This window comes from Acidimicrobiales bacterium, from assembly GCA_041394185.1.
Classification (GTDB): domain Bacteria; phylum Actinomycetota; class Acidimicrobiia; order Acidimicrobiales; family Poriferisodalaceae; genus JAAETH01.
Window position 1 is genome coordinate 703,145 of the sequence record JAWKIQ010000003.1, and the last position, 20,736, is coordinate 723,880.

Genomic DNA, 20,736 nt, shown 5'->3' on the forward strand with positions numbered 1-20,736 from the left:
CGCCCGCCGCCAGGTGCCTCGACGACATTCAGCGCTGAGGCGGCTGGCCGGTCTTGATGAAAGCGATGGCCTCGGCGGCGCTGCGGGCGACGAAACGTTCGGCACGAGGCGCTGCCGCAAGCCGCGCGACGGCCGCCAAGGGCAGGTTCGAGCCGATGGTGGCCGCCTCCTCCCACGCCGCCACGGTCCCTTTCACCAGATGCGCTGCGACGATGAAGGACCCGGCCGCGTCGCTGAGAGCAACCTGCCCGAGCGCATCACGTGCTTCGTCGACAGTCAGGTCGAGCGCGGCGCCCACGGCCGCGGCCTCGTCACCGGCCAGGATCGCGGACACGAGATCCGATCCTGCCTTCGCAGCGACGGACTCGGACACACCCACACGCCGCTCGAGGCGCCCCGTGTCGAACGCGAGAAACACGGTGAACAGGACCAGCCGGGCCGCGTCGACTCCGGGATTTGCCCTCCAAGCCCAACGCGCCGCCCTGGCGTAGGTCATGCCATGCGAGATATCGAGCCAGCCGAAGGTTCCCTCAGGGTCCGACTCGCACGAGGTGTCGTAGCGAAGCAGACGCTTACTGACTGCCAACACGACTGCGTCGAGCAGGCCCTCGACGCCCAGCTCGGTCACGGCTGCGTCGACGGCTTCTGCGATTGGTGCTTCTGACGCATCGAGCAGCACCTGAGAGAACCTCTCGGCAGCATCGGCGCGATCGGCGAAGACCGGCGCGTTGGCCAGAGCGCCGAGGTCGACTTCGCGGATGGACCGTATCGCCTTGGCCATGTAAGGAAGGGTGTCCTCGCGCGTCATGTAGACGATCGTGGAGGCCAACTCGGAGAGAAGTTCGTCGGCGTGGGCCCACCCGGTCCTGTCGAGGAGCTCGAACGACTTCTGGACGTAGATGGCACCGTGCCCGTAACTCAGGTGATGGCGACCGACCGACTCGACGAAGAGCGTGCGAAGTTGATCTCGATCGCCGGCCTGCACCAAGGATCGCACCGCAGCCACAGCGCCGAGCGCGTCTTCACTCTCGACCGCCTGGTGGAAATCGATCGAACCGTCGGCCGGCGGAGCCTCGTTGCGCGGCCTGTCGCGGGTCTGCTCCGCCAAACCGGCAAGTGCCTGGGCAACAGGAATGGTCTTGTCGAGCCCTTCGTAGGAATCGGACAGCACCAGGCAGTCGGCGGCATTGGCCATCTCGTGACCCATGCCCCATTCGTTGTGGGCTATACGCCAGGCGACGCCTGCCGAGATCAACTCGTCGGCGCTGACTCCGGTGTCGAGCAAGCGGGCCGCATCTCTGGCGATCTGACCTCTGTAGTCGTTGGCGATCGCCTTCTGGAGGCTGGGCCACAGACGCTCGCGCTTCTCGGCAACCGTGGGTTCGGTCACGGTGACCCACACCTCGTTGTCGCGAATGCTGACCGCATGCGACTCGACGTCTTCCTCGCCCACCACACATCGGCCGTCTGACACTCGGAACTTCCAGTTGTGCCACTGGCACGTCACCAGATCCGCGTCGAGTGCACCGGTCACCAGCCCGTACCCCTGATGCGGGCAGGCGTTGTCGATCGCCGAGATTCCAGAAGCGGTGCAGGCAACGAGCACCCGGCGGTCTCCGACCTTGGCCATCTTCATCTGGCCGACGGACAGCTCGTCGACCCTCGCCACAGCGGCCTCGGTGACTCGAGCGCCCTCTGCATGATCCACTGGATTTAACGAAGTCATGGCTTGAGTATTTGCGCCCGCAGCAAATAAGTCAAGTGATGACTTGTCTAAACTTCTGGGTCGACCTGTACGGTGTTTCCATGGCCGAGTCACCCACCCCCAGCCGCTCCGCCATCACCGATGCCAAACGCATGCTCCTCGAGGTGCTCAAACGATCTGGCGGCTCGAAGGTCACAGACCTCGCCGACCACCTCGGCATCACCCCGAACGCCGTTCGCCAACACCTCGAAGACCTCGAATCGAACGGCCTGGTGGAGCGATCCGAACCCACGAGCCAGGGCGGCCGAGGTCGACCATCGGCCACGTGGTCGATGACCGAGCTGGCGCTTGAGTTGTTCCCCGACCGCCACCGCGACCTGACGATCGAATTGATTGCGTCGATCCGCAGGACCGTGGGCGAAGAGGGCCTGCGCAAGGTCGTCCACGACCGAAGCGAACGTCAGTTGGCGCACTATCGCGAGTCGATACCTCAGGGCGCCGCCCATTCACTCATCAAGCGGGCATCTGCTCTCGCCAGGGTCCGCTCGGCAGAGGGCTACATGGCCGAGGCGATCGCCGGTCCAGAAGGTTCGGTGACTCTCGTCGAGCACCACTGCCCCATCAGCGACGCCGCCGAGGCGTGCACCGGGTTGTGTTCGGAAGAGCTCGAGGTGTTCAGGGCCGCGCTCGGACCAGACGTGACCGTCGAGAGAACCTCACATCTGCTGGCCGGCGACCGGCGCTGCGCCTATCGGCTGACGCCGTCGAACCCTGCCACCGAAGGCTGACAACCCCGAGAGATCTCGGCGCGCCTAGGGGTACGCCAGGGGTTCTTCCCCGATGTGACGAGACTTGGGCTGACTCAAGCTGTAGTCATGACCCTCACCGATTCCTCTCCAGCTAGGCATGCGATGTCGATGCAGACCCCGATCCTCGAAGCCGCGGCCGTAACCAAGACGTACCGGTCCGGCAGCGTCGCCGTCGAAGCACTGCGCGGCATAGACCTCACCGTCGCCAGAGGCGAGATGTTGACGGTGATGGGACCGTCTGGCCATGGCAAGACAACCCTTCTGAATTGCCTCTCGGGCTTGGATGCGATCGACTCCGGGTCGGTGGTCGTCGCCGGTGCGAATATCCACACCATGTCCGATCGAGCCCGAACCGAACATCGGGCCACGACCATGGGGTTCATCTTCCAGAGCTTCAACCTGATCCCGGTGCTGTCGGCGGCCGAGAACGTCGAACTGCCTCTGCTGGCCACCGGCACCAGGTCTTCTGAGGCGCGCGGCCTCGCCAACGCGATGCTCGAGAAGGTCGGGCTGGCCGACCGCCTCGGCCACAGGCCAAACGAGATGTCGGGTGGCGAACAGCAACGCGTTGCCATCGCCAGAGCCCTCGTCACCGATCCCGACATCATCTGGGCCGACGAGCCGACTGGCAACCTCGACAGCGCCACAGCCGAGGTGATCCTCGAGCTGTTGTTCGAGGTGAACGCAGCAGGCCAAACCCTTGTCGTCGTGACCCACGACGAGGCGATCGGGCGAAGCGGTCACCGCCTGGTTCGCATCGTCGATGGTCGCATCGCCGACCAGGAGACGACCCGATGACCGCCGTCGTCATGCTCGTCATCGCCGGGGCGCTGGTTGCCGTGTGCGTTCACGACCTGATCAGACGACCGGTCCTGCGCCGTCAAGCGATGCGCAACCTCGTAAGGCGTCCCGCCGAGACGTCGTTGATGGTTGCCGGCGCGCTTCTGGGCACGGCGATCATCACTGCGAGCTTCGTGGTGGGAGACACGGTTGCCAGCACGATCCGAGACGTGGCCAGAACGAACCTCGGACCCATCGACGAAGTCCTCACCACCGAAGATCCCGTCGTGGCAGATCAGGCGTGGGCCGCCCTCAGCGAACAACTCCCCGGCGAAGTCGACGGTGTCGTGCGCGCCACCGGGTTGAGGATCGCCACCTCGCACGGACAACAGACGCAACGCCTGGCCGATCCGTCGGTTTGGGCGTTCGAGATCGACTTCGACTCAGCGAGACAGTTCGCCGGAAGTGACGATTCTGGGCTGGCCGAAGCCGGCGCTACCCCCGGCGCCGGCCAGGTGACCATCTCCGAGCCGCTCGCCCGAACTCTCGACGCCCACGAGGGCGACCGGATCGACATCTACGCGTATGGCGAGAAGCTCGAGATGGAGGTATCTGCGGTGACGCCGCGGGTCGGCCTGGGCGGTCGAGGAACCGACAACGTGCACCTCCCGCCGGGAACACTCGACGACCTCTACCAACGCGCCGTCGCGACCAACGAGGGCGCCACAGCGCCAACCCGTTACATCTACATCTCCAACACCGGTGGCGTGATAGACGGCGCAGACCTGACACAACCCGTCATCGAATGGGCTCAGGGTCGCCTGGACGAGGCCGGAATCTCCGCCTCCGACTACGAACTCGGCGACTGGAAGGCAGAGCTGTTGGCCGAGGCCGACGCCGAAGGAGCCGACTTCACCACCATCTTCTCGAGCATCGGAGCGTTCGCGGTCATCTCGGGAATCCTCCTGGTGATCAACATCGTCACGATGCTGACCGACGAGCGCCGCTCCCAGCTCGGAATCTTGCGGGCTCTTGGTTTGCGCCGCGGCCAGGTCGTGAGGCTCATGGCCCTCGAAGGCACAGCCCACGCCATCGCGTCGACTTTGTTGGGCCTGATCGCAGGTGTTGGTGTCGGCTGGGTCGTCGCCGGCCTCACCGGCCGCGTGTTCGAGCAGGACCGTCTGAACCTCGCATTCACCGTCAACGGATCGAGCCTGCTCCTGGCAGGTGCCATCGGACTGGTTCTGACACTTTCGGCGGTGTGGATCGCCAGCATCAGGCTGGCGAGAATGAACGTCATCGCTGCCATCCGCGACCTCCCGGCCCCGCCCTCGGCCCGGCGAAGGACGTTGACCATGGCCGGCGGCCTGGGCCTGGCGCTGCTGGGCGGCGCCTTGTTGTTCGTAGCGACGAGCGCCGACAACCCGATTGCGGCGCTCGTGTCGGTCCCGATGGCGGTCGCCGGTGTCGGCATCGTGTCCGCGGGCCTGATCCGACCCCGCGTCGCCGCCTCGGCCGCGGGCGCGGCGTCGATCGCGTGGGGAATAGCGGTGTTCTCGGTGCTTCCTCGCGCCATGGACAACCCCGAGATCTCGGTGTTCGTGTTCCAGGGAGTGGTTCTCGTATCGGGTGCTGTCGCCCTGTCGATTGCGAACCAGGCGCTGTGGGAACGTTTGTTGGGTCGATTCGGCACTGGTCGCCGCGGTGTCGCTTTGCGGCTCGGTCTCGCGTATCCGCTGGCGCGCCCGGCCAGAAACGCCCTCCTGTTGGCCATGTTCTCCCTCGTGATCTTCACGATCACATTCATGGCCGTGCTGGTCGCGGTGTTCGACAGCGAAGGTGACTCGATCGCCGATCAGACCGCGGCGGGCTTCGACATCGTGATCGAGGCAAACCCGAACAGCCCTACTTCCGCGGCCGACCTGCTCGGCATCGCCGATGTCGAGGTCGTCGCTCCTCTGGACCGCAGACGCTTCGACGTCGAGGGGCCCTTCGGCGAGACCAGCCGCCCGGTGACGGCGGTCGACGAGCGATACGTGAGCTTCGGCGGAGCGGACATGTCGGGATTCGCCGACGCATACGACGACCCGGCGCAGGTTTGGCAAGACGTGCTCTCGCAACCCGGTCTGGTCGTCGTCGACGAGTACCTGTTCGGCGACACGGCTGTGCGCCCCGGCACCACGATCACGGTCATCGACGTCGACGGAGCCCCACTGGAACTCGAAGTCGCCGGGGTGCTCAGAGCCGACTGGCTGTGGAACGCGATCTACACCTCGGGCGACACGATGGCGCTGCTCGATTCGACGGCGAGCGCACCGAGCCGCTATTTCGTCTCGGCAGCTGCGGGAGCCGACGCAGACGAACTCGCCGCCCGGATAAGCGGCGCGCTCCTGGTCGACGGAGCCGAAGCCCGATCGGTGCAGTCGATCATCGAGGAAGAACTGAGCCAGCAGAACAGCTTCATCCGAATCCTGCAGGGCTACCTGGGCCTCGGCCTACTGATCGGTGTCGCCGGCCTGGGAATCGTGCTGGTCAGAGCGGTCCGCGAACGCCGACGCGAGATCGGCACACTCCGGGCGATCGGCTATCCGGCCCAGACCGTCAGATCGGCCTTCCTGGTAGAGGCCACGTTCGTGTCGCTTCAGGGAGCGGTGATGGGAGTGCTTCTCGGCATCCTGACGGCCTGGCAGGTCGTCTCCAACGTCGATGCGTTCGCTGCCGGTTCGATGGACTTCGTCGTGCCCGTCGCGCTGGTCATGCTCATAGCGATAGGCCCTGTGGTTGCATCACTGGCCGCAGCCGCGTTCCCGGCGAGGCGGGCTGCGAGTATCGCGCCCGCCGTGGCGCTGAGAATCACCGGATGACGCCTACAGGGGGGTGACCACGACGTCGCCGAAGGTGGCGTCGACCTCGTGGGCGATCAGGGCCAAAGAGCCGCCCGACGGGGCGTCGGAATCACCGCTGATCGTGTATTCAAGATTCCAGCTGCTGGGCTCGGCCTGACCCTGGGGCCATGCTTTCAACCTGTATGTGACGTTTCCCGAACCGAAGACCTGGGCCTTGAACACCCAGGTCTCGCCCGGCGCCATCGTCGCGGAGGTGTCGCGGTCTCGAACGACATTGTCATGGTCGTACAGCTCGATCGCCGCGGCGGCATCGGTGCGATCGCGCCAGAAGAAGATGCCACCGAACGGTGTCGGGTTGATTCCGTCGGGTCGGAACCCCAGCAAGGGTTGTGAGCCGGGCATCACGGTGTCGTTGTGCCCGTTCCAGCGAAGGGCGAAGCCGACGCCAGGACCATTGGATGGCCACGAATACGCGTCGGGGTGAATCGAGTTGTACCGGACCGTCACCTGAACCTGGTAGTCGGTCCAGTCGGTGTCGCCGATGGCGATGATGCGGTCGTAGCCGTCGTCGACGTTGTTGAGTTTGCCGCCAACCACTCGCCACTTGCCATCGATGGGCTGGGCAAGGTTGGTGATGTTGCCCGAAGACGACCAGTCGACCGTCACGGGAAGCGGCCAGTTTGGCCCCGAACCCTTGCGAACGGTGACGTTCTTGGTGGTGACTCCTCCATCGGCGTCGGTGACCTTGATCACCACTGTGTTCGACCCCGAGTTCATGTCGTCCAGCAGCAGGTCGATGTTGAAATGTCCCTGCCCAGCCAAACGCCTCACGTCCGGACCGATCTGCATCTCGGTCCAGGGCCCCGAGTTGAGCCGGTACTGAACCAGTGCAATGCCATCGGGATCCGAGACCTCGCCCATCACGTTGGCCCAGCGCTGGGGCACGCCCACAAAGGCGAAGTCTGGCGTCGTGTCGTGCCAGATCGTGATGGTCGCGTCGCTGCCGGCCGCGACGGTGGTCGTGGTGGTCGTCGGAGCCGTCGTGGTCGTGGTGGTAGTCGCCGGAACCGTCGTGGTCGTGGTGGTAGTCGCCGGAACCGTCGTAGTCGTGACCGAGGTCGTCGTGGTCGTCGCCGGAACCGTCGTAGTCGTGGTGGTGGTCGAGGTGGACGACGACGTGGAGGTTGTCGTGGTCGAACTGGCGGTGGTAGTCGTCGTGGTGGCTGCAGTTGTCGACGAGGTCGACGTCGTGCCCGACTTGACGACCGGCACCACAGCGACAACGGGGTCGGCGGGTGGGTCGCCTCCGAGACTGCCGAGAAACTCGAGTTCGCTGAAGTTGAATATGCCGCCGTCGGAGGCGACCATCAGATAGCCACTCCCATAGCCGACGGCACCAACGACGGGCTTGTTGAGCGTCACGCCGGGCAGGATCTGTGGAATCGACCCGCGGAAGGCTGCGTCACCGAACGAGAACAATCCGCCGTCGGATGCAACGAGCCAATAGCCACGACCGCTCGGTGTGGGAGCCAGACCGACGATCGGCGCGTCGAGCCTCACGCCGGGAAGAACCTCGGGCACCGAACCCAAGAACCTGGCAGTACCCAGCGCGAAGATGCCACCGTCGGCGCCAATCAGATACAGACCCCTACCGTCGGGGGTCGCAGACCCGGCGACCACGGGGCTGGCCAGATCGAGTGACGAGACATCGGCGATGGCCGGCGCGTCGCCCACCACCTGCACCCGACCCGCGCTGGTGATAGCCCAAAATCCTTCACGCCCGGGCACGGCGACGATTCCCACCGCCCACTCGTCGATTGCCCAAGCCGAATTGTCGACCCCAGCGGGCACCGAAACCGCTCCGGCCGAGATCAGGTGGCCCGAAGCGTCGATAGCCACCACGCCGGACCCGTCAGAAAGCGAAGTGAAGTCGACAATCGGCTCTGCGCTGACCAGCTGACGCGGCTCGAAATCACCGAAAGCGAAGATTCGGCCGGCATCGGTGCCGAGCAGATACCCAGATTGGGCGTCTGCGCTTCGGGCGGGCGCGTCAAAAGCGACCACGCCCATGAATACGGTGAGGGCCGCGAAGAGACATACCACCCGAAGGGAGTGCACTGATTTGGTCACAGACTGCCTACTTTAGTTGCGCCCACAGCGTTGGGCCAGCCACTCTTTGTAGTTCTTGAGTGCCGGGAGTCGGCGAAGCGCCAGACCCGGGATCTAGAACGATTCGGTTCGCATGTGGAACCAGCGATCCAGTTCCGTGCTCCACTCATCTGCCGAAACCGGCACAGTTTGAACGTCGGTGCCGTCGTGAAGTTTCAGCCGATCCTTCAGCAGTGTGACCCGCCGAGGACCACCATCGATCAGCCGGGTGGCGAAGGGCTTGTCGACCCAGTGACCACCCGCCGCTGACTGGAGTCTCTGGGAAGCGGCCTCGAAGTCCGCCATGGTCAGACTCACGCGCTTGAAGCGATACTGCGGCACAAGGCCGCCGTCGGCCGCCACGCTGGTCAGGGTGGTCCCCTTGGGGCTGGGGAAAAGCGCGAACTGGCCGGCGCCGCCGTCTTGCACGGCGTCGGTGTTCAGCCGAAGCGGGCACCAGAACGATTCGCCGAATCCGACATCGACCAGATACGAATCGTCGAGCCGCACCTCGAGGGTCAGATGGTCTACGACGTCATTGGGCCCATCGAGCAATACCGCAGCCCCCAGGAGCCGCACGTGGAAGCCGATGGAGGTCAACAACTCGGCAAAGGCACCGTTGACCTCGAAGCACCAGCCCCCGCGCCCACGGTCGACGATCTTCGCGACATTGCTGATTGGGTCTACCGTCACTCCGACCCGGTGGAAGACGTCGAGATTCTCGAACGCCACCCAGGTCATGTGGGCTCTCTGCAGGCGCGCCAGCGAGTCGAGGTCGACGCCGACGGGACCCTCGACGCGTATGCGTTCGAGGTATCGATCGACGTCGATCGGCACTCAGCCCTCCTGAGATTCCAGCCAGCGCTCGGCGTCGATTGCGGCCATGCAGCCAGAGCCGGCCGCGGTGATGGCTTGGCGGTAGGTGTGGTCCTGGACATCCCCGCACGCGAACACACCCTCGATGTTCGTGTAGGTGCCCGGACCGGTGATGAGGTACCCGGTGTCTTCCATGTCGAGCTGGCCTTCGAACAAGCCGGTGTTGGGCTTGTGGCCGATGGCGATGAACAACCCCGACAGGGCCAGCTCTGACCTGGCTCCGGTGACCGTGTTCTCGACCACCACACCGGACAGCTTCGAATCTCCGAGGTACTCAACCACGGTGCTGTCCCAGAGGAACTCGATCTTCGGGTTGGCGAAGGCCCGCTCCTGCATGATCTTGCTGGCCCTCAGCTCGTCACGACGGTGGATGATGGTGACCTTGCTGGCGAACTTGGTGAGGAAGGTGGCCTCCTCGATGGCCGAGTCGCCACCCCCCACGACGGCGATCTCCTGCTCTCGGAAGAAGAACCCGTCACAGGTGGCGCAAGTCGACAGCCCGTGGCCGATCAGCTCGACCTCGCGGTCGAGATTCAACATCAGCGACTGGGCCCCGGTGGCGACGATTATCGACCGGGCCGTATAGGTCGGCTCGGCGGCATCGGGATCGCCCACCCAGACCCGGAACGGGCGCTGCGAAAGGTCCACGCGAGAAACCTTCTCGGTGCGGATCTCGGCGCCGAAGCGCTCGGCCTGGCCTCGCATGTTCTGCATGAGCTCGGGACCCATCACACCTTCGGGAAAGCCGGGAAAGTTTTCGACCTCGGTCGTCAGCATCAACTGTCCGCCCGGCTGATCTGATGTCGACGACGGCTCGCCCTCGATGACGAGCGGCGAGAGATTGGCACGCGCCGTGTACACGGCGGCGGTCAGGCCGGCTGGACCTGAGCCGATGATGATGGTGTTGCGAACTTCTGACATCGATGCCTCTCGTGGTGCGTCTCGGGCGACTGTCGAGTCTAGTGAGGACATTTGCTGCAGCCGGTGAGTCCGCAGTGTGCTTGATAACCCCCTTGGGGTGACCACGATTCCCCACACGGGAGATCTGGGTAAAGGTTCGGGCCTAAGACACCGATCAGATTCGGGTGTTCTGGAAAGCCCCTCCAGAGGCCGCAGGGGTCTGCGGTCGGCAGTGATATCTGCGCCTGTGCTCGCCATAGCGGCCGTTCTAGGAGCGGTGGTCATCTCTTGGACCACGACCAGTTCGGCCATTTCACACCGGACGGCCGCGAATGAGGCCAACAACCTCAGGCACTCTGCGGCGACGGTCGCCTTCGCCGACGCCATGTACGGAGCCACGGGGTCCCTCGACAACCGTGGCCTGGCGGAAGCTCTGGCAACGCTGGACGGCGAACACGACCGTGCGCTGGCCAGGCTGGACTCCGACGAACGCTCACTCGCCGACGCCGAGATCACTGCGATCGTCAACTGCGGGATGGCGCTGCGCAGCGGAGACGTCGGCGAAATGCCACCACACGACCACGACGACTTGGCGATACTTCTCGATGCCGCAGCTACGCGGGCTTCGAACATGGCAGACCAGGCCGAGACCCGTGCGCGCTATGCATCGATCGTGTCCTTCACGGCTGCGATGCTGGCCGCCGCCACATCGATGCGATGGCGCCAGAGGGTGCAGCGCGACGAGTTGGCGGCAAGGGCCGAAATAAAGGCTGGGCTTCGCACCGAGGCCCTTTTGAACGACTCGCCCGAGGTGATCGTCGTCATCGCGCCCGACGGTTCACTGAGCTACGCGTCGGCTTCGCTTGCGCGGACCTTCGGGCCCAACGCCATCCGCACGATCGACGACATCGTCGCCCACACCACCGCACTAGAGCGTGTATCGCTGCACCGCCATCTTCGGGGCGAGGGGGCAATACGGCGGTCTCGCGTGTTCAGGCTCCACGTCGACTCGGGTGACCTTCACAGCTTCGAGGTGCGGGTATCGGATCTCACCGACGACACATTGGTCGACGGTCACTTGGTGACCATGCGCGACGTAACCCACGAACTGGCGCTCAAGTCGACCTTGCAGCGCCAGGCGCTGATCGATGAGCTGACAGGTCTCCCCAACCGTCGTGCCCTAGAGCCCGAGCTCGAGCGCGCAAAGGCCACGGTTCGCAACGGAACCGGTGTCGCGGCCCTGTTGATGCTGGACCTCGACGGCTTCAAGGCGACCAATGACACTCTCGGGCACGCCGCCGGAGACCGGCTGCTGCAGTTGGTGACAAGACGCCTGTCCGATGTGTTGCGCGACGACGAGACCCTGCTTCGGCTGGGTGGTGACGAGTTTGCGCTGGTGGCCTCGCGGGCCCGCGACATCGATGCGGTCATGAAGCTGGCCGAGAGGCTGCTCGAAACGATGCGGCTCCCGTTCCGTCTACACGAGCGGTCCGAAAGCCTGCGCACCAGCATCGGCATCGCCATCGTCGACGACGCCGAACGCTCCGACGACATGCTGCGCCACGCCGACACAGCCCTCTACGAGGCCAAACGCCGCGGCGGTGATATGGCTGTTGTCTTCGAGCCTCAGATGAACCACGAACTCGACGCGTTCAATGCGATGGGCAGGGCGCTGCGGTCGGCTGATTTCGATCGCGAGTTCAGGCTCGTCTACCAGCCGATCTTCGATACAACGGACGGCCGGCTCAGCAGCGTCGGAACCTTGTTGCGCTGGGACAGTCCCGTACTGGGCTCGGTTTCGCCTGCCGAGTTCATCCCCGTCGCTGAGAAGTCGGGCCTGATCTGCGAAATCGGGCACTGGGTGCTCGCTGGCGCCCTCGAACAGATCCAAGCCTGGGATGCAGCGGGGATGGACAGCTCGGTCAAGGTCTCGGTCAATGTCTCCAATCGACAGATCAGCGAACCCCGCTTCGCCGATGGTGTCCTCGCGATGCTTCACGAGTTCGGAATCGAGCCAGGGCGCCTGGTGCTCGAGGTCACCGAGACGGCCATGCTCGAAAACGGTGGCAACGGGCTCGAACGCATCGAACGCCTGCGCCATGCCGGCGTGCGATTTGCCCTGGACGACTTCGGAACCGGGTACTCGAACATGGAGAAGCTGCTGACACTCCCGTTCGACATATTGAAGATCGACCGGTCGTTGCTGATGATGCTGGGCGAGATGAGAGAGCAGACATCGTGCAGTCCCGGCGAGCCGTGCGCGATTCTGGGAGCGATCGTGTCCATCGCATCGGCACTTGGCGCACCAATAGTTGCCGAAGGCGTCGAGACCGAGGCCCAGCTGACGAACTTGAAAGCGTCGGGCGTCGCATACGTGCAGGGCTTCCTGCTCGGCCGCCCCGACGATGCCAGCAAGATCCTGGCGTCATCGACCAGCGCCGTCGCCACCGTTGGCCTGTAGGCCCGACATCGGCCGGCAGCAGGAATACTGACAGGGTGAGTTCACCCGACCACCCTCCCCACCACCCGGCTAGCACCGGCTACCCCGTGGTGGTATTCGATGGGGTCTGCAATCTGTGCAACAAAGCGGTGGACCTGCTCGTGCGCCTGGATCGGCGCGGGCGGCTGCGTTTCGCATCGAATCAGAGCCCTACGGGGTCGAGCCTGATCGGCAAAGCCCGCATCGGCGTCGACACGATCTACTTCGTCGAGGCCGACCGTGTGTCTTCTGAGTCGACGGCTGTGGTTCGTATCGCATCTCACCTACCGTTCCCGTGGCGGCTGGCGAAGCTTCTTTGGGTGGTGCCTCGGCCTCTGCGCGACCGGCTATACCGCCTGATGGCAAACAACCGGTACAGGTGGTTCGGCAAGCGTGAGACCTGTCGGCTGCCGACACCAGACGAGCGGTCTCGTTTCCTGGGCTGAGCCGATCTGTCAGAGGCGCTACGGTCTCGGCCACAGGAGGTGCTCGTGGTCGAACCCGATCTTCACCGCTTCGACACGCTGAGCCTGCACGCGGGCCAGCGAAGCGACCCGACTACGGGCGCCCGCGCTCAGCCGATCTATTTCACGACGTCATATGAGTTCGACAGCGCGGATGACGCTGCGGCGATGTTCAACCTCGAATCGCCGGGCCACATCTACAGCCGCATATCAAATCCGACGGTCGCGGCTTTCGAAGAGCGGATGGCAGCCCTCGAAGGCGGAGTCGCCGCGCTCGGCACCGCCAGCGGGATGGCGGCAATGCACCTGGCGGTCGCCACGTTGCTGTCGGCCGGCGACCACATCGTGGCGTCGAAGAACATCTACGGCGGCAGCTTCAACATGCTAAGCCTGACCTTGCCCAGGTTCGGTATCGAAACCACCTTCGTCGATCCGCGCGATCCTGCGGCCTTTGCCGGCGCCATCGGGCCCAACACGAAGTTGGTCTTTGCCGAGACGATCGGAAACCCGCGGTGCGAGGTGTTGGACATCGCCGCAATCGCCGAGGTCGCCCATGGCAACTCCGTTCCCTTGATGGTCGACTCGACGTTCGCCACCCCGTACCTGGTGCGGCCCATCGAGCACGGCGCCGACATCGTCATGCACTCGGCAACGAAGTGGATCGGCGGTCACGGAGTGGCGCTGGGCGGCGTCCTGGTCGACGGAGGTCGCTTCGACTGGACCCGATCCGGCAAGTTCCCGACGATGACAGAGCCCTATGCGGGATATCACGGGGTCTGCTTTCACGAGGAGTTCGGCCCGTTGGCGCTGGCCACCAGAGCCAGGGCAGAGGGGTTGCGAGACTTCGGCGCAGCGATGAGCCCCATGAACGCATTCCAACTGTTGCAGGGACTCGAAACGCTGTCGCTGCGAATGGACAAACACGTCTCGAACACCATCACCGTCCTGGACATGCTCGAAAGCAACGACGCTGTCTCGTGGGTGGCCCACCCCAGCCGCGAATCACACCCGGATCACCATCTCGCCCAACGGCTCTTTCCGCGCGGGACGGGCTCGGTGTTCAGTTTCGGCATAGCGGGTGGACGCCCGGCGGGACGCAAGTTCATCGAGTCGTGCCAACTGGCGTCACACGTTGCCAACGTCGGCGACGCCAAGACCTTGGTGATCCATCCAGCCAGCACGACCCATGGCCAGATGACCGCAGACGAACTGACCGCTGCCGGAATCGGCGAGGATCTCATACGGGTGTCGGTTGGCCTGGAGGACCCAACCGACATCGTGTCCGATCTGGCGCGGGCGCTGAAAGCGAGCCAGCGGTGAACTTCGATGTCGATTCCAAGCGGGCCCACGCCGCGACCGGCGGTGTCGAGCCTCGACCCGGCTGGCCACTGGTCGTGTTGGTTCACGGCGCCGGCATGGACTCGACCGTGTGGCAACTACAGACCCGCTATCTGGCCCACCGTGGTGTGGCGGCACTGGCCGTCGATCTTCCAGGTCACGGATTCAGCGAGGGCCCGGCGCTTGCCTCGGTCGCCGAGATGGGCGCATGGCTGGGTCGTTTCATCAAGACCGTCGACATGGGTCAGGCCCTGATCGTCGGACACTCGATGGGAACCTTCGTCGCCCTCGAAACCGCAGCATCGAGGCCCGACCTTGTGAAGGGTCTGGTGCTGATGGGCACAGCGGCGGCCATGCCCGTGCACCCCGATCTGCTGAAGGCCGCCGACAACGATGTGGCTGCGGCCGCTGCCCTGATGGCGGGCTGGAGCCACCACCCCGGGTCGAAGCTGGGGCCCAACCCCAATCCCGGCCAGGCGATGCTGGGGGCCATGCGGGCCCTCGTCGAGATGTCGCCACCGGGGGTTTTGGCGGGCGACCTGTTGGCCTGCGCCTCATACGACGGTGCGCTCGAGGCGGCCGCTGCCGTGCAGGCTCGCGCGACGATCGTGGTTGGTGCCGAGGACAAGATGACGCCTGGGCGCGCTGCCGGACCTCTGATCGAGGCGATGGCGGATACGACGGTGGTGGTGCTCGAACGAGCGGGTCACTCGATGATGTACGAAGACCCTCGCAGGGTCAGCAGCCTGCTGCTGAGCACCGCCAGGGGCCTGGCGGTCTAGTCACCAAAGCCGTCGAACGCTGCCGCGTACTCTTCTTGCGAGAACGAGCGAAACGCAATGAGCGTGCGTGTCGAGATGACTCCGTCGAGCTTGGCGATCCCGTCGGTAACAACTCGGGCGACCCCCTCGTGGTTCGCCACGGCCAGCACCGCAACCAGATCGGCTTCGCCGCCGGCCACGCTGTGGGCCTCGCGAACACCCTTCAGGTTGGCGATCGTCGAAGCCAACCCGGAGATGGCATCGGGGCGGGCCTGGATCAACACGAAGGCGGAGATCATTAGAGCATTGTGCCTTATTCGACGGCCGCAGCGACACGCTGCTTCATTCGACGGCCGCAGCGACACGCTCGAGTGTGGTGGCCATCGACTGGGCGTTGAACGCGGTGCGGTCTTCTACACCCGAGATGGCCGGGCCGCGGGCGATGATCTCGTCTGGGCGCAGGTCGTCCCAAGTCTCGGTGACCCGGCAGCCGTTCTCGGTGGGTTCGATCTGGTAGCCCCAGGTGGCGAAGTGGAACCCTCGCGCCAGAGCGTGAAAGACGAATCGCTCGCCCGGGACACACTCGACGATCTCGCCCTGTGTCGTCCACTCATTGTCGCCATTGCGGTTGTGACCGTCGAACTTGGCTCCGACAGCGGGACCGGTGGCGCCGTCGATCCATTCACACGCGTAACACTCGGGAGACCACTCGCCCATGCGGGTCACGTCGGAGATTGCGTCGAATACGGCTTGGGGGGAGGCAGCGATGTCGCGTGAGACTTCGAGATGGCGTGTCATCACCGGAGCCTATTGCGGGCACCTGTGCCAGCAACAATCGACACGGCGGGCACCTGTGCCAGCAACAATCGACCCGAGCTAGGAGTAGGCGTCGCCCCGTCGGCTCGAAACCACACCGGTGTCGAAACCGGCCAGATGCAGCCCGCCGGCGAAGCGGGCGTGCTCGATCTTCAGGCATCGGTCCATCACCACATCGAGCCCTGCACTGTGGGCGATAGCCGCCGCCTCGTCGCTCGACAGACCTAGTTGAGCCCAGAACACCTTGGCCCCGACCTCGACCGCCTCTCGTGCCACGGCAGGAAGGTCTTCGGGACGACGAAACACGTCCACCATGTCGGGTGCGGCGGGAAGGTCGGCCAGGGACGCGTAGACCCGATGCCCGAGGATCTCGGTTTCGCGGGGGTTCACGAACCACACTTCGAAGTCGTCTGGTCTGCTGAGCAGGTACGTGGCGACGAAGTTGGAGGCACGCGACCGCTTCGAAGACACACCGACCATGGCGACCGCGCGCGTTCTGTCCATGATGGCCTTGCGCTCGCGCGCCGACGGCGGCGTCCAGTCGGTCGATCCTGTGAGCTGGCTCATCGGTTCCTCCCCCTGCCGGTTGCAGCACGCAGACCCTGGTCGAGGTCGTACAGGATGTCGTCCAGGTCTTCCAGACCCACCGATATTCGTACGGTGTCGGCGGCCACACCCGACGCGGTCAGCTGTTCGTCGCTCAGCTGTTGATGAGTGGTCGATGCCGGGTGGATGACAAGCGTCTTTGCGTCGCCGACGTTGGCCAGATGACTGATCATCTCGAGGTTCTCTATGAAGCGCGCACCCCCGTCGCGCCCACCTTCGACGCCGAACGAGAAGATGGCTCCCGGGCCCTCGGGCATGTATCGCATGGCGCGCTCGTGCCACGGCGAGGAGGACAGGCCCGAGTAGGCGACCCACGTGACCCGATCGTCGCTGTCGAGCCATTCGGCGACCGCTCGAGCGTTGGCTACGTGCTGACGCATGCGCAGGGGCAGGGTCTCCAGACCCTGCAGAAGCATGAACGCGTTGAACGGCGACAAGCTTGCACCGATGTCGCGCAGTTGCTCGACCCTGACCTTGGTGCAGAACGCATACTCGCCGAAGTTCTCGGTGAAGCGCAGCCCGTTGTAGCTGTCGACCGGCTCGGTGAAGTGGGGGAACCGGCCGTTGGCCCAATCGAATGTGCCCGACTCGACTATGACGCCCCCGATGGACGTGCCATGGCCGCCAATGAACTTGGTGGCGGAGTGCACCACCACGTCGGCCCCGAACTCGATGGGTCGGCACAGGTAGGGCGACGAGAAAGTGGCGTCGACGACCAGGGGCAGACCGTTTCGGTGGGCCATCTCTGCCATCGCTTCGAGGTCGGCCACCGCACCGCTGGGGTTGGCGATTATCTCCGTGTAGACGAGCTTGGTGTTGTCGTCGATGTACTTCTCGAAGTCGGCGGCGTCGTGTGAGGCGACGAAGCGGGCGTCTACGCCGAGGCGCCGAAGGGTGATGTCGAATTGGGTCACCGTGCCGCCGTACAGCGAAGCCGATGCCACGAAGTTGTCGCCCGAATCGCACAGCGAGGTGATCGTGAGGAACTCGGCCGCAAGACCCGACGATGTGGCCACCGCCCCGATGCCGCCTTCCAGCGAGGCCATCCGCTCTTCGAAGGCGGCGACGGTGGGGTTCGAGATGCGACTGTAGATCGTGCCGTATTTCTGCAGCGCGAACAGGTCGGCTGCGTCTGCTGTGTCCTCGAACACGAAGCTCGTCGACTGGTAAATCGGCACGGCCCGGGCGCCGGTTGTGGGGTCGGGACGCCCGCCCGCGTGAAGCGAACGGGTCGCGAATCCCCAACTGTGGTCGTTCACTAGTGCTCCGATCGACGTCGCGGCCCGGCCTCGATCATCGCACGCGGCCCGCCCGGCCGCGAAGACGTCGGGCCGGGGCGGCTAGGTCAGATCGGTACCGCAGAACGAGAACGCAACCGAGTTGGGGTTGGACGTGTCGCCGGTTACGACCGAGTAGTGCAGGATGACCACCCGCCCAGGGCTATCGACCGTGAACGAGAGTTCACCAAGACCCACCGGAGTGGGCCCATAGATCGTGTCACCCACCTGGACGTAGACCTGTTCGTGCGGCTGCCCTGGCGAGCTATCGGGCTCGTTTGTGACGATTCGGATGAACGAACCCGCCTGGGCGTCGAGGCCGCTGTCCCAACGGTCGATCTTGCCGGCCCACATGAGCGGTCCGGCTATGTCGGGCACACAAGCGGGAGGCCGAACGACGCCGGTGTAGTGGCTGGGGTCTGCGTCGCTGACAGGCAGCAGGCTCGTACCAGCCACAAGCGGCACGGCGGTGACGCTACCGACGTTGGCATAGGCGCCCTCGATTGCGGTACCAGTCCATACGCAGCTGTCGGATTCGCCTGCCCCCAGCGACGCGATGGTGCAAACCAGCCCCTCGACGTCGTCGGTGACAGCGATGTCGGTCAGGGTGACATTGCCCGAGTTGGTCACTCGGTACAGCCATGTGACCTGGTCGCCCACATAGATCGATGGGCCCGGTCCCGTGTCGGCATCTTCGCCGTTGGTGGACTTCTCTATGTCGACGGCGGGGTCGACCGACCCGAAATGGTGGCTCAGGTCGGTGTCCGACACGGTGTCCAGCGTGGTCGATCCGACCTCGGGTATTCCGATAGCCACACCCTCGTTCACATATGGTCCAGGCGCCACGATGATGCTCGTGGTGCAGCTATCGGCCTCGCCGGGAGCAAGGCGCGCGATGGTGCAAACCAAGCCGATGTGATCGTCGGTCACCGACACCTCGATCAGGTCGACGTTGCCGGTGTTGGTGATCACATATTCGAAGGTCGCGATAGATCCGCTCTGGAGTGTTTCGCCTGGGGCGGCATCGGAGTCGAGGCCGTTGGTCGACTTCTCGATATCGATGCCCGTTACCACCTCGCCATAGTGGTGGCTGGGGTCCGAATCGGTCACCGGATCGAAGCGCAGCGCGCCAAAGGCCGGCACCGCCGTGACAGTGCCGATGTTGGCGTAGGGACCTGGCACCACGGTGGCCTGTGCCTCGCACGAAGCGCTCGACGCCACGGCGATCCGGTCGATGCGACAGATCTCGCCGAGCACGTCGTCGACGACGATCACGTCGACGAGGTCCACGTTTCCTGGGTTGACGATGACGTACTCGAACCTAGCCAGCGAACCGCTGACCAGCGTTTCACCGGGGCCCGAATCGGAGTCGAGGCCGTTGGTCGACTTCTCCAGGACAACGCCCGACCTGACGGCCCCGAAGTGGTGGCTGGCATCGGAATCGAAGACCTGGTCGAGTTGCCTTCCGTGAATGGTCGGCGTCGCCGTGACCGAGCCGGTGTTCACGTATTGGCCCGGCTGAACCACGGCGGTGGTCGAGCACTGGTCGGTTTCGCCGGGGGCCAGCGTCGCAAAGGTGCATATCGGTCCCAGCACGTCGTCGACTACAGCAACGTCGATCAGTTCGAGATTGCCGTCGTTGGTGACGACGTACGTGAACGCGGCCTCGGACCCCGGAGTCAGCTCGGGCCCTGGCGCGGTGTCGGCGTCGTCGCCATTGGTCGACTTCTCGATGTCGATCGACGGGTCGTGGGGAACCAGGCCGGCGTCGAGGTCGAGTCGTTCGTCGCCCTGCTCGACCGTGAAGCTCGACGTGAAGCCGGTCACCAGGTCGGCATCGCTGTCGTCGGTGCCTCCGGGCCCTCGATGGGTGAACGAATGGTCGGGCAACAGACCGAACCGCACCTGATACGAGTCCGGGCGGGCTGCGAATTCGTACTCACCGGCGGCATCGGTGGTCGCGGTGGCCACGACGTTGCCCAGAGCGTCTATGAGGTCGACCTTCACGCCCTGAGCCCCGGTTTCGCCAGGATCCTGTATGCCGTCGAAGTCGTTGTCGATCCAGACCTTGTCACCGATTCTGGCGTCGAGCCTCACCTCGGCGCCAACACCTGCAGTCGGCACGAACTCGGCGCCGATGCCGGCCGAAGAGCTAGAACCCACGTGGGCGTTGACGTTGAAGTCGAGGCTGTCGTCTTCGAGCCCCAGCGAAACCGCCAACTCGGAGAAACGCGGAATCGACACGGTCAAGTCCGGTGATGCAGGGGTTGGAGCCGCGGGCGCACCCGAGTTGTGTTGTGGCAACGAGACGCCATAGGCACCGCCGAACGAAGGGAAGAAGCTGAAGGGGCCGCCGGTGTGCGCTGCGACGTTGTAGCCAGACAATGGACTGCCCGAGGCAACGCCGGCGATGGCATCGAACGCGCCGTCCTGGTCGACGTCGATCAGAAGGGAGAAGTGTTCGCCCCCGCCGAATTCGATCTCGTCGACGCCGCCCAGCCCGGCCAGTATCAGGCCGGTCGTCGAAGGATCTCCATCACCGTCGGCATCGCCGACCACCCCGGGGCCGTCGAAGGTCACCGTCAACACGTCGGTTGCATCGTCGTAGGTCACGACCAAGCCAGCCAGGTCGTAGCCGCTGATGCGGCCGTCGATGTACTGGATCGGCATGCCGACGTCGCCAACCCCGCCGGGGTCCGAGATCACCACTGGGGGGTTCGAAGCAAAGGCTGTCATCTGGCTGCCGACGGCGGTGGAGCGCTCGATGCTGATGCCGGCCACCTGGCCTTCTATTGCCGGTGCGCCGGTCGAGGACGACACAGCCATCAGCGCCACGGTTGCGACGGCACCCCATCCGAGAACTCGGCCTATTGGACTTTGTGCAGACATGTCGGTCCCCTCAGAGCTTCGTCATGGCACGTCGACCGGCGC

16 protein-coding genes are annotated in these 20,736 nt (G+C 64.8%); 7 read left to right on the forward strand and 9 right to left on the reverse strand.

Annotated features, from left to right (window positions below):
- Positions 1-28 precede the first annotated feature (28 nt).
- Positions 29-1,726, reverse strand: coding sequence for a Rieske 2Fe-2S domain-containing protein (locus R2770_16825; GenBank protein MEZ5282126.1), 1,698 nt, complete (start codon positions 1,724-1,726; stop codon positions 29-31).
- A gap of 80 nt (positions 1,727-1,806) precedes the next feature.
- On the opposite strand from R2770_16825, the gene R2770_16830 reads away from it, so the two are divergent.
- The 3 genes from R2770_16830 (at position 1,807) to R2770_16840 (ending at position 6,158) form a co-directional block, all read left to right on the forward strand.
- Positions 1,807-2,493 carry a metalloregulator ArsR/SmtB family transcription factor gene (locus R2770_16830; protein ID MEZ5282127.1) on the forward strand — a complete coding sequence of 229 codons (687 nt, stop codon included), beginning with the start codon at positions 1,807-1,809 and terminating at the stop codon, positions 2,491-2,493.
- A gap of 87 nt (positions 2,494-2,580) precedes the next feature.
- Positions 2,581-3,312 (forward strand): ABC transporter ATP-binding protein, encoded by a 732-nt coding sequence (locus R2770_16835; protein ID MEZ5282128.1) that lies wholly within the window; start codon positions 2,581-2,583, stop codon positions 3,310-3,312.
- Positions 3,309-6,158: an FtsX-like permease family protein gene (locus R2770_16840; protein MEZ5282129.1), complete on the forward strand. Its 2,850-nt coding sequence runs from the start codon at positions 3,309-3,311 to the stop codon at positions 6,156-6,158. The genes R2770_16835 and R2770_16840 overlap by 4 nt, the downstream gene beginning before the upstream one ends.
- Before the next feature lie 3 nt (positions 6,159-6,161).
- On the opposite strand, the gene R2770_16845 is transcribed toward R2770_16840, so the two are convergent.
- The 3 genes from R2770_16845 to trxB all read right to left on the reverse strand — a co-directional run bounded on the left by R2770_16845 (position 6,162) and on the right by trxB (position 10,085).
- Positions 6,162-8,270, reverse strand: a complete 2,109-nt coding sequence (locus R2770_16845) for a hypothetical protein (protein ID MEZ5282130.1) — start codon at positions 8,268-8,270, stop codon at positions 6,162-6,164.
- 93 nt (positions 8,271-8,363) lie between these two features.
- A complete protein-coding gene (locus tag R2770_16850) occupies positions 8,364-9,125 on the reverse strand; it encodes an arylamine N-acetyltransferase (protein MEZ5282131.1) in 762 nt (253 codons plus the stop codon).
- Positions 9,126-10,085, reverse strand: a complete 960-nt coding sequence (gene trxB / locus R2770_16855; protein ID MEZ5282132.1) for a thioredoxin-disulfide reductase — start codon at positions 10,083-10,085, stop codon at positions 9,126-9,128.
- Between the two features lie 211 nt (positions 10,086-10,296).
- Between trxB and R2770_16860 the strand changes: the two genes are divergently transcribed.
- The 4 genes from R2770_16860 to R2770_16875 are packed head-to-tail and all read left to right on the forward strand — an operon-like array spanning position 10,297 to position 15,127.
- Positions 10,297-12,525 carry an EAL domain-containing protein gene (locus R2770_16860; GenBank protein MEZ5282133.1) on the forward strand — a complete coding sequence of 743 codons (2,229 nt, stop codon included), beginning with the start codon at positions 10,297-10,299 and terminating at the stop codon, positions 12,523-12,525.
- 35 nt (positions 12,526-12,560) lie between these two features.
- Positions 12,561-12,989 carry a thiol-disulfide oxidoreductase DCC family protein gene (locus tag R2770_16865; protein MEZ5282134.1) on the forward strand — a complete coding sequence of 143 codons (429 nt, stop codon included), beginning with the start codon at positions 12,561-12,563 and terminating at the stop codon, positions 12,987-12,989.
- A 45-nt stretch (positions 12,990-13,034) separates the two neighbouring features.
- Positions 13,035-14,327, forward strand: coding sequence for an O-acetylhomoserine aminocarboxypropyltransferase (locus R2770_16870; GenBank protein ID MEZ5282135.1), 1,293 nt, complete (start codon positions 13,035-13,037; stop codon positions 14,325-14,327).
- On the forward strand, positions 14,324-15,127 hold the full coding sequence (locus R2770_16875) for an alpha/beta hydrolase (GenBank protein MEZ5282136.1): 804 nt from the start codon (positions 14,324-14,326) through the stop codon (positions 15,125-15,127). Before R2770_16870 ends, R2770_16875 begins: the two co-directional genes overlap by 4 nt.
- On the opposite strand, the gene R2770_16880 is transcribed toward R2770_16875, so the two are convergent.
- The 5 genes from R2770_16880 to R2770_16900 all read right to left on the reverse strand — a co-directional run bounded on the left by R2770_16880 (position 15,124) and on the right by R2770_16900 (position 20,694).
- A complete protein-coding gene (locus tag R2770_16880) occupies positions 15,124-15,405 on the reverse strand; it encodes an Lrp/AsnC ligand binding domain-containing protein (GenBank protein ID MEZ5282137.1) in 282 nt (93 codons plus the stop codon). The genes R2770_16875 and R2770_16880 overlap by 4 nt on opposite strands.
- Positions 15,406-15,448: 43 nt before the next feature.
- Complete coding sequence (locus R2770_16885; GenBank protein ID MEZ5282138.1) at positions 15,449-15,904, reverse strand: SRPBCC family protein; 456 nt, start codon at positions 15,902-15,904, stop codon at positions 15,449-15,451.
- 78 nt (positions 15,905-15,982) lie between these two features.
- Positions 15,983-16,489 (reverse strand): CoA-binding protein, encoded by a 507-nt coding sequence (locus R2770_16890; GenBank protein MEZ5282139.1) that lies wholly within the window; start codon positions 16,487-16,489, stop codon positions 15,983-15,985.
- Complete coding sequence (locus R2770_16895; protein ID MEZ5282140.1) at positions 16,486-17,787, reverse strand: O-acetylhomoserine aminocarboxypropyltransferase/cysteine synthase family protein; 1,302 nt, start codon at positions 17,785-17,787, stop codon at positions 16,486-16,488. The genes R2770_16890 and R2770_16895 overlap by 4 nt, the downstream gene beginning before the upstream one ends.
- A gap of 81 nt (positions 17,788-17,868) precedes the next feature.
- Entirely contained in the window at positions 17,869-20,694 is a 2,826-nt protein-coding gene (locus tag R2770_16900) for an SdrD B-like domain-containing protein (GenBank protein MEZ5282141.1), read from the reverse strand.
- Between the last annotated feature and the right edge of the window lie 42 nt (positions 20,695-20,736).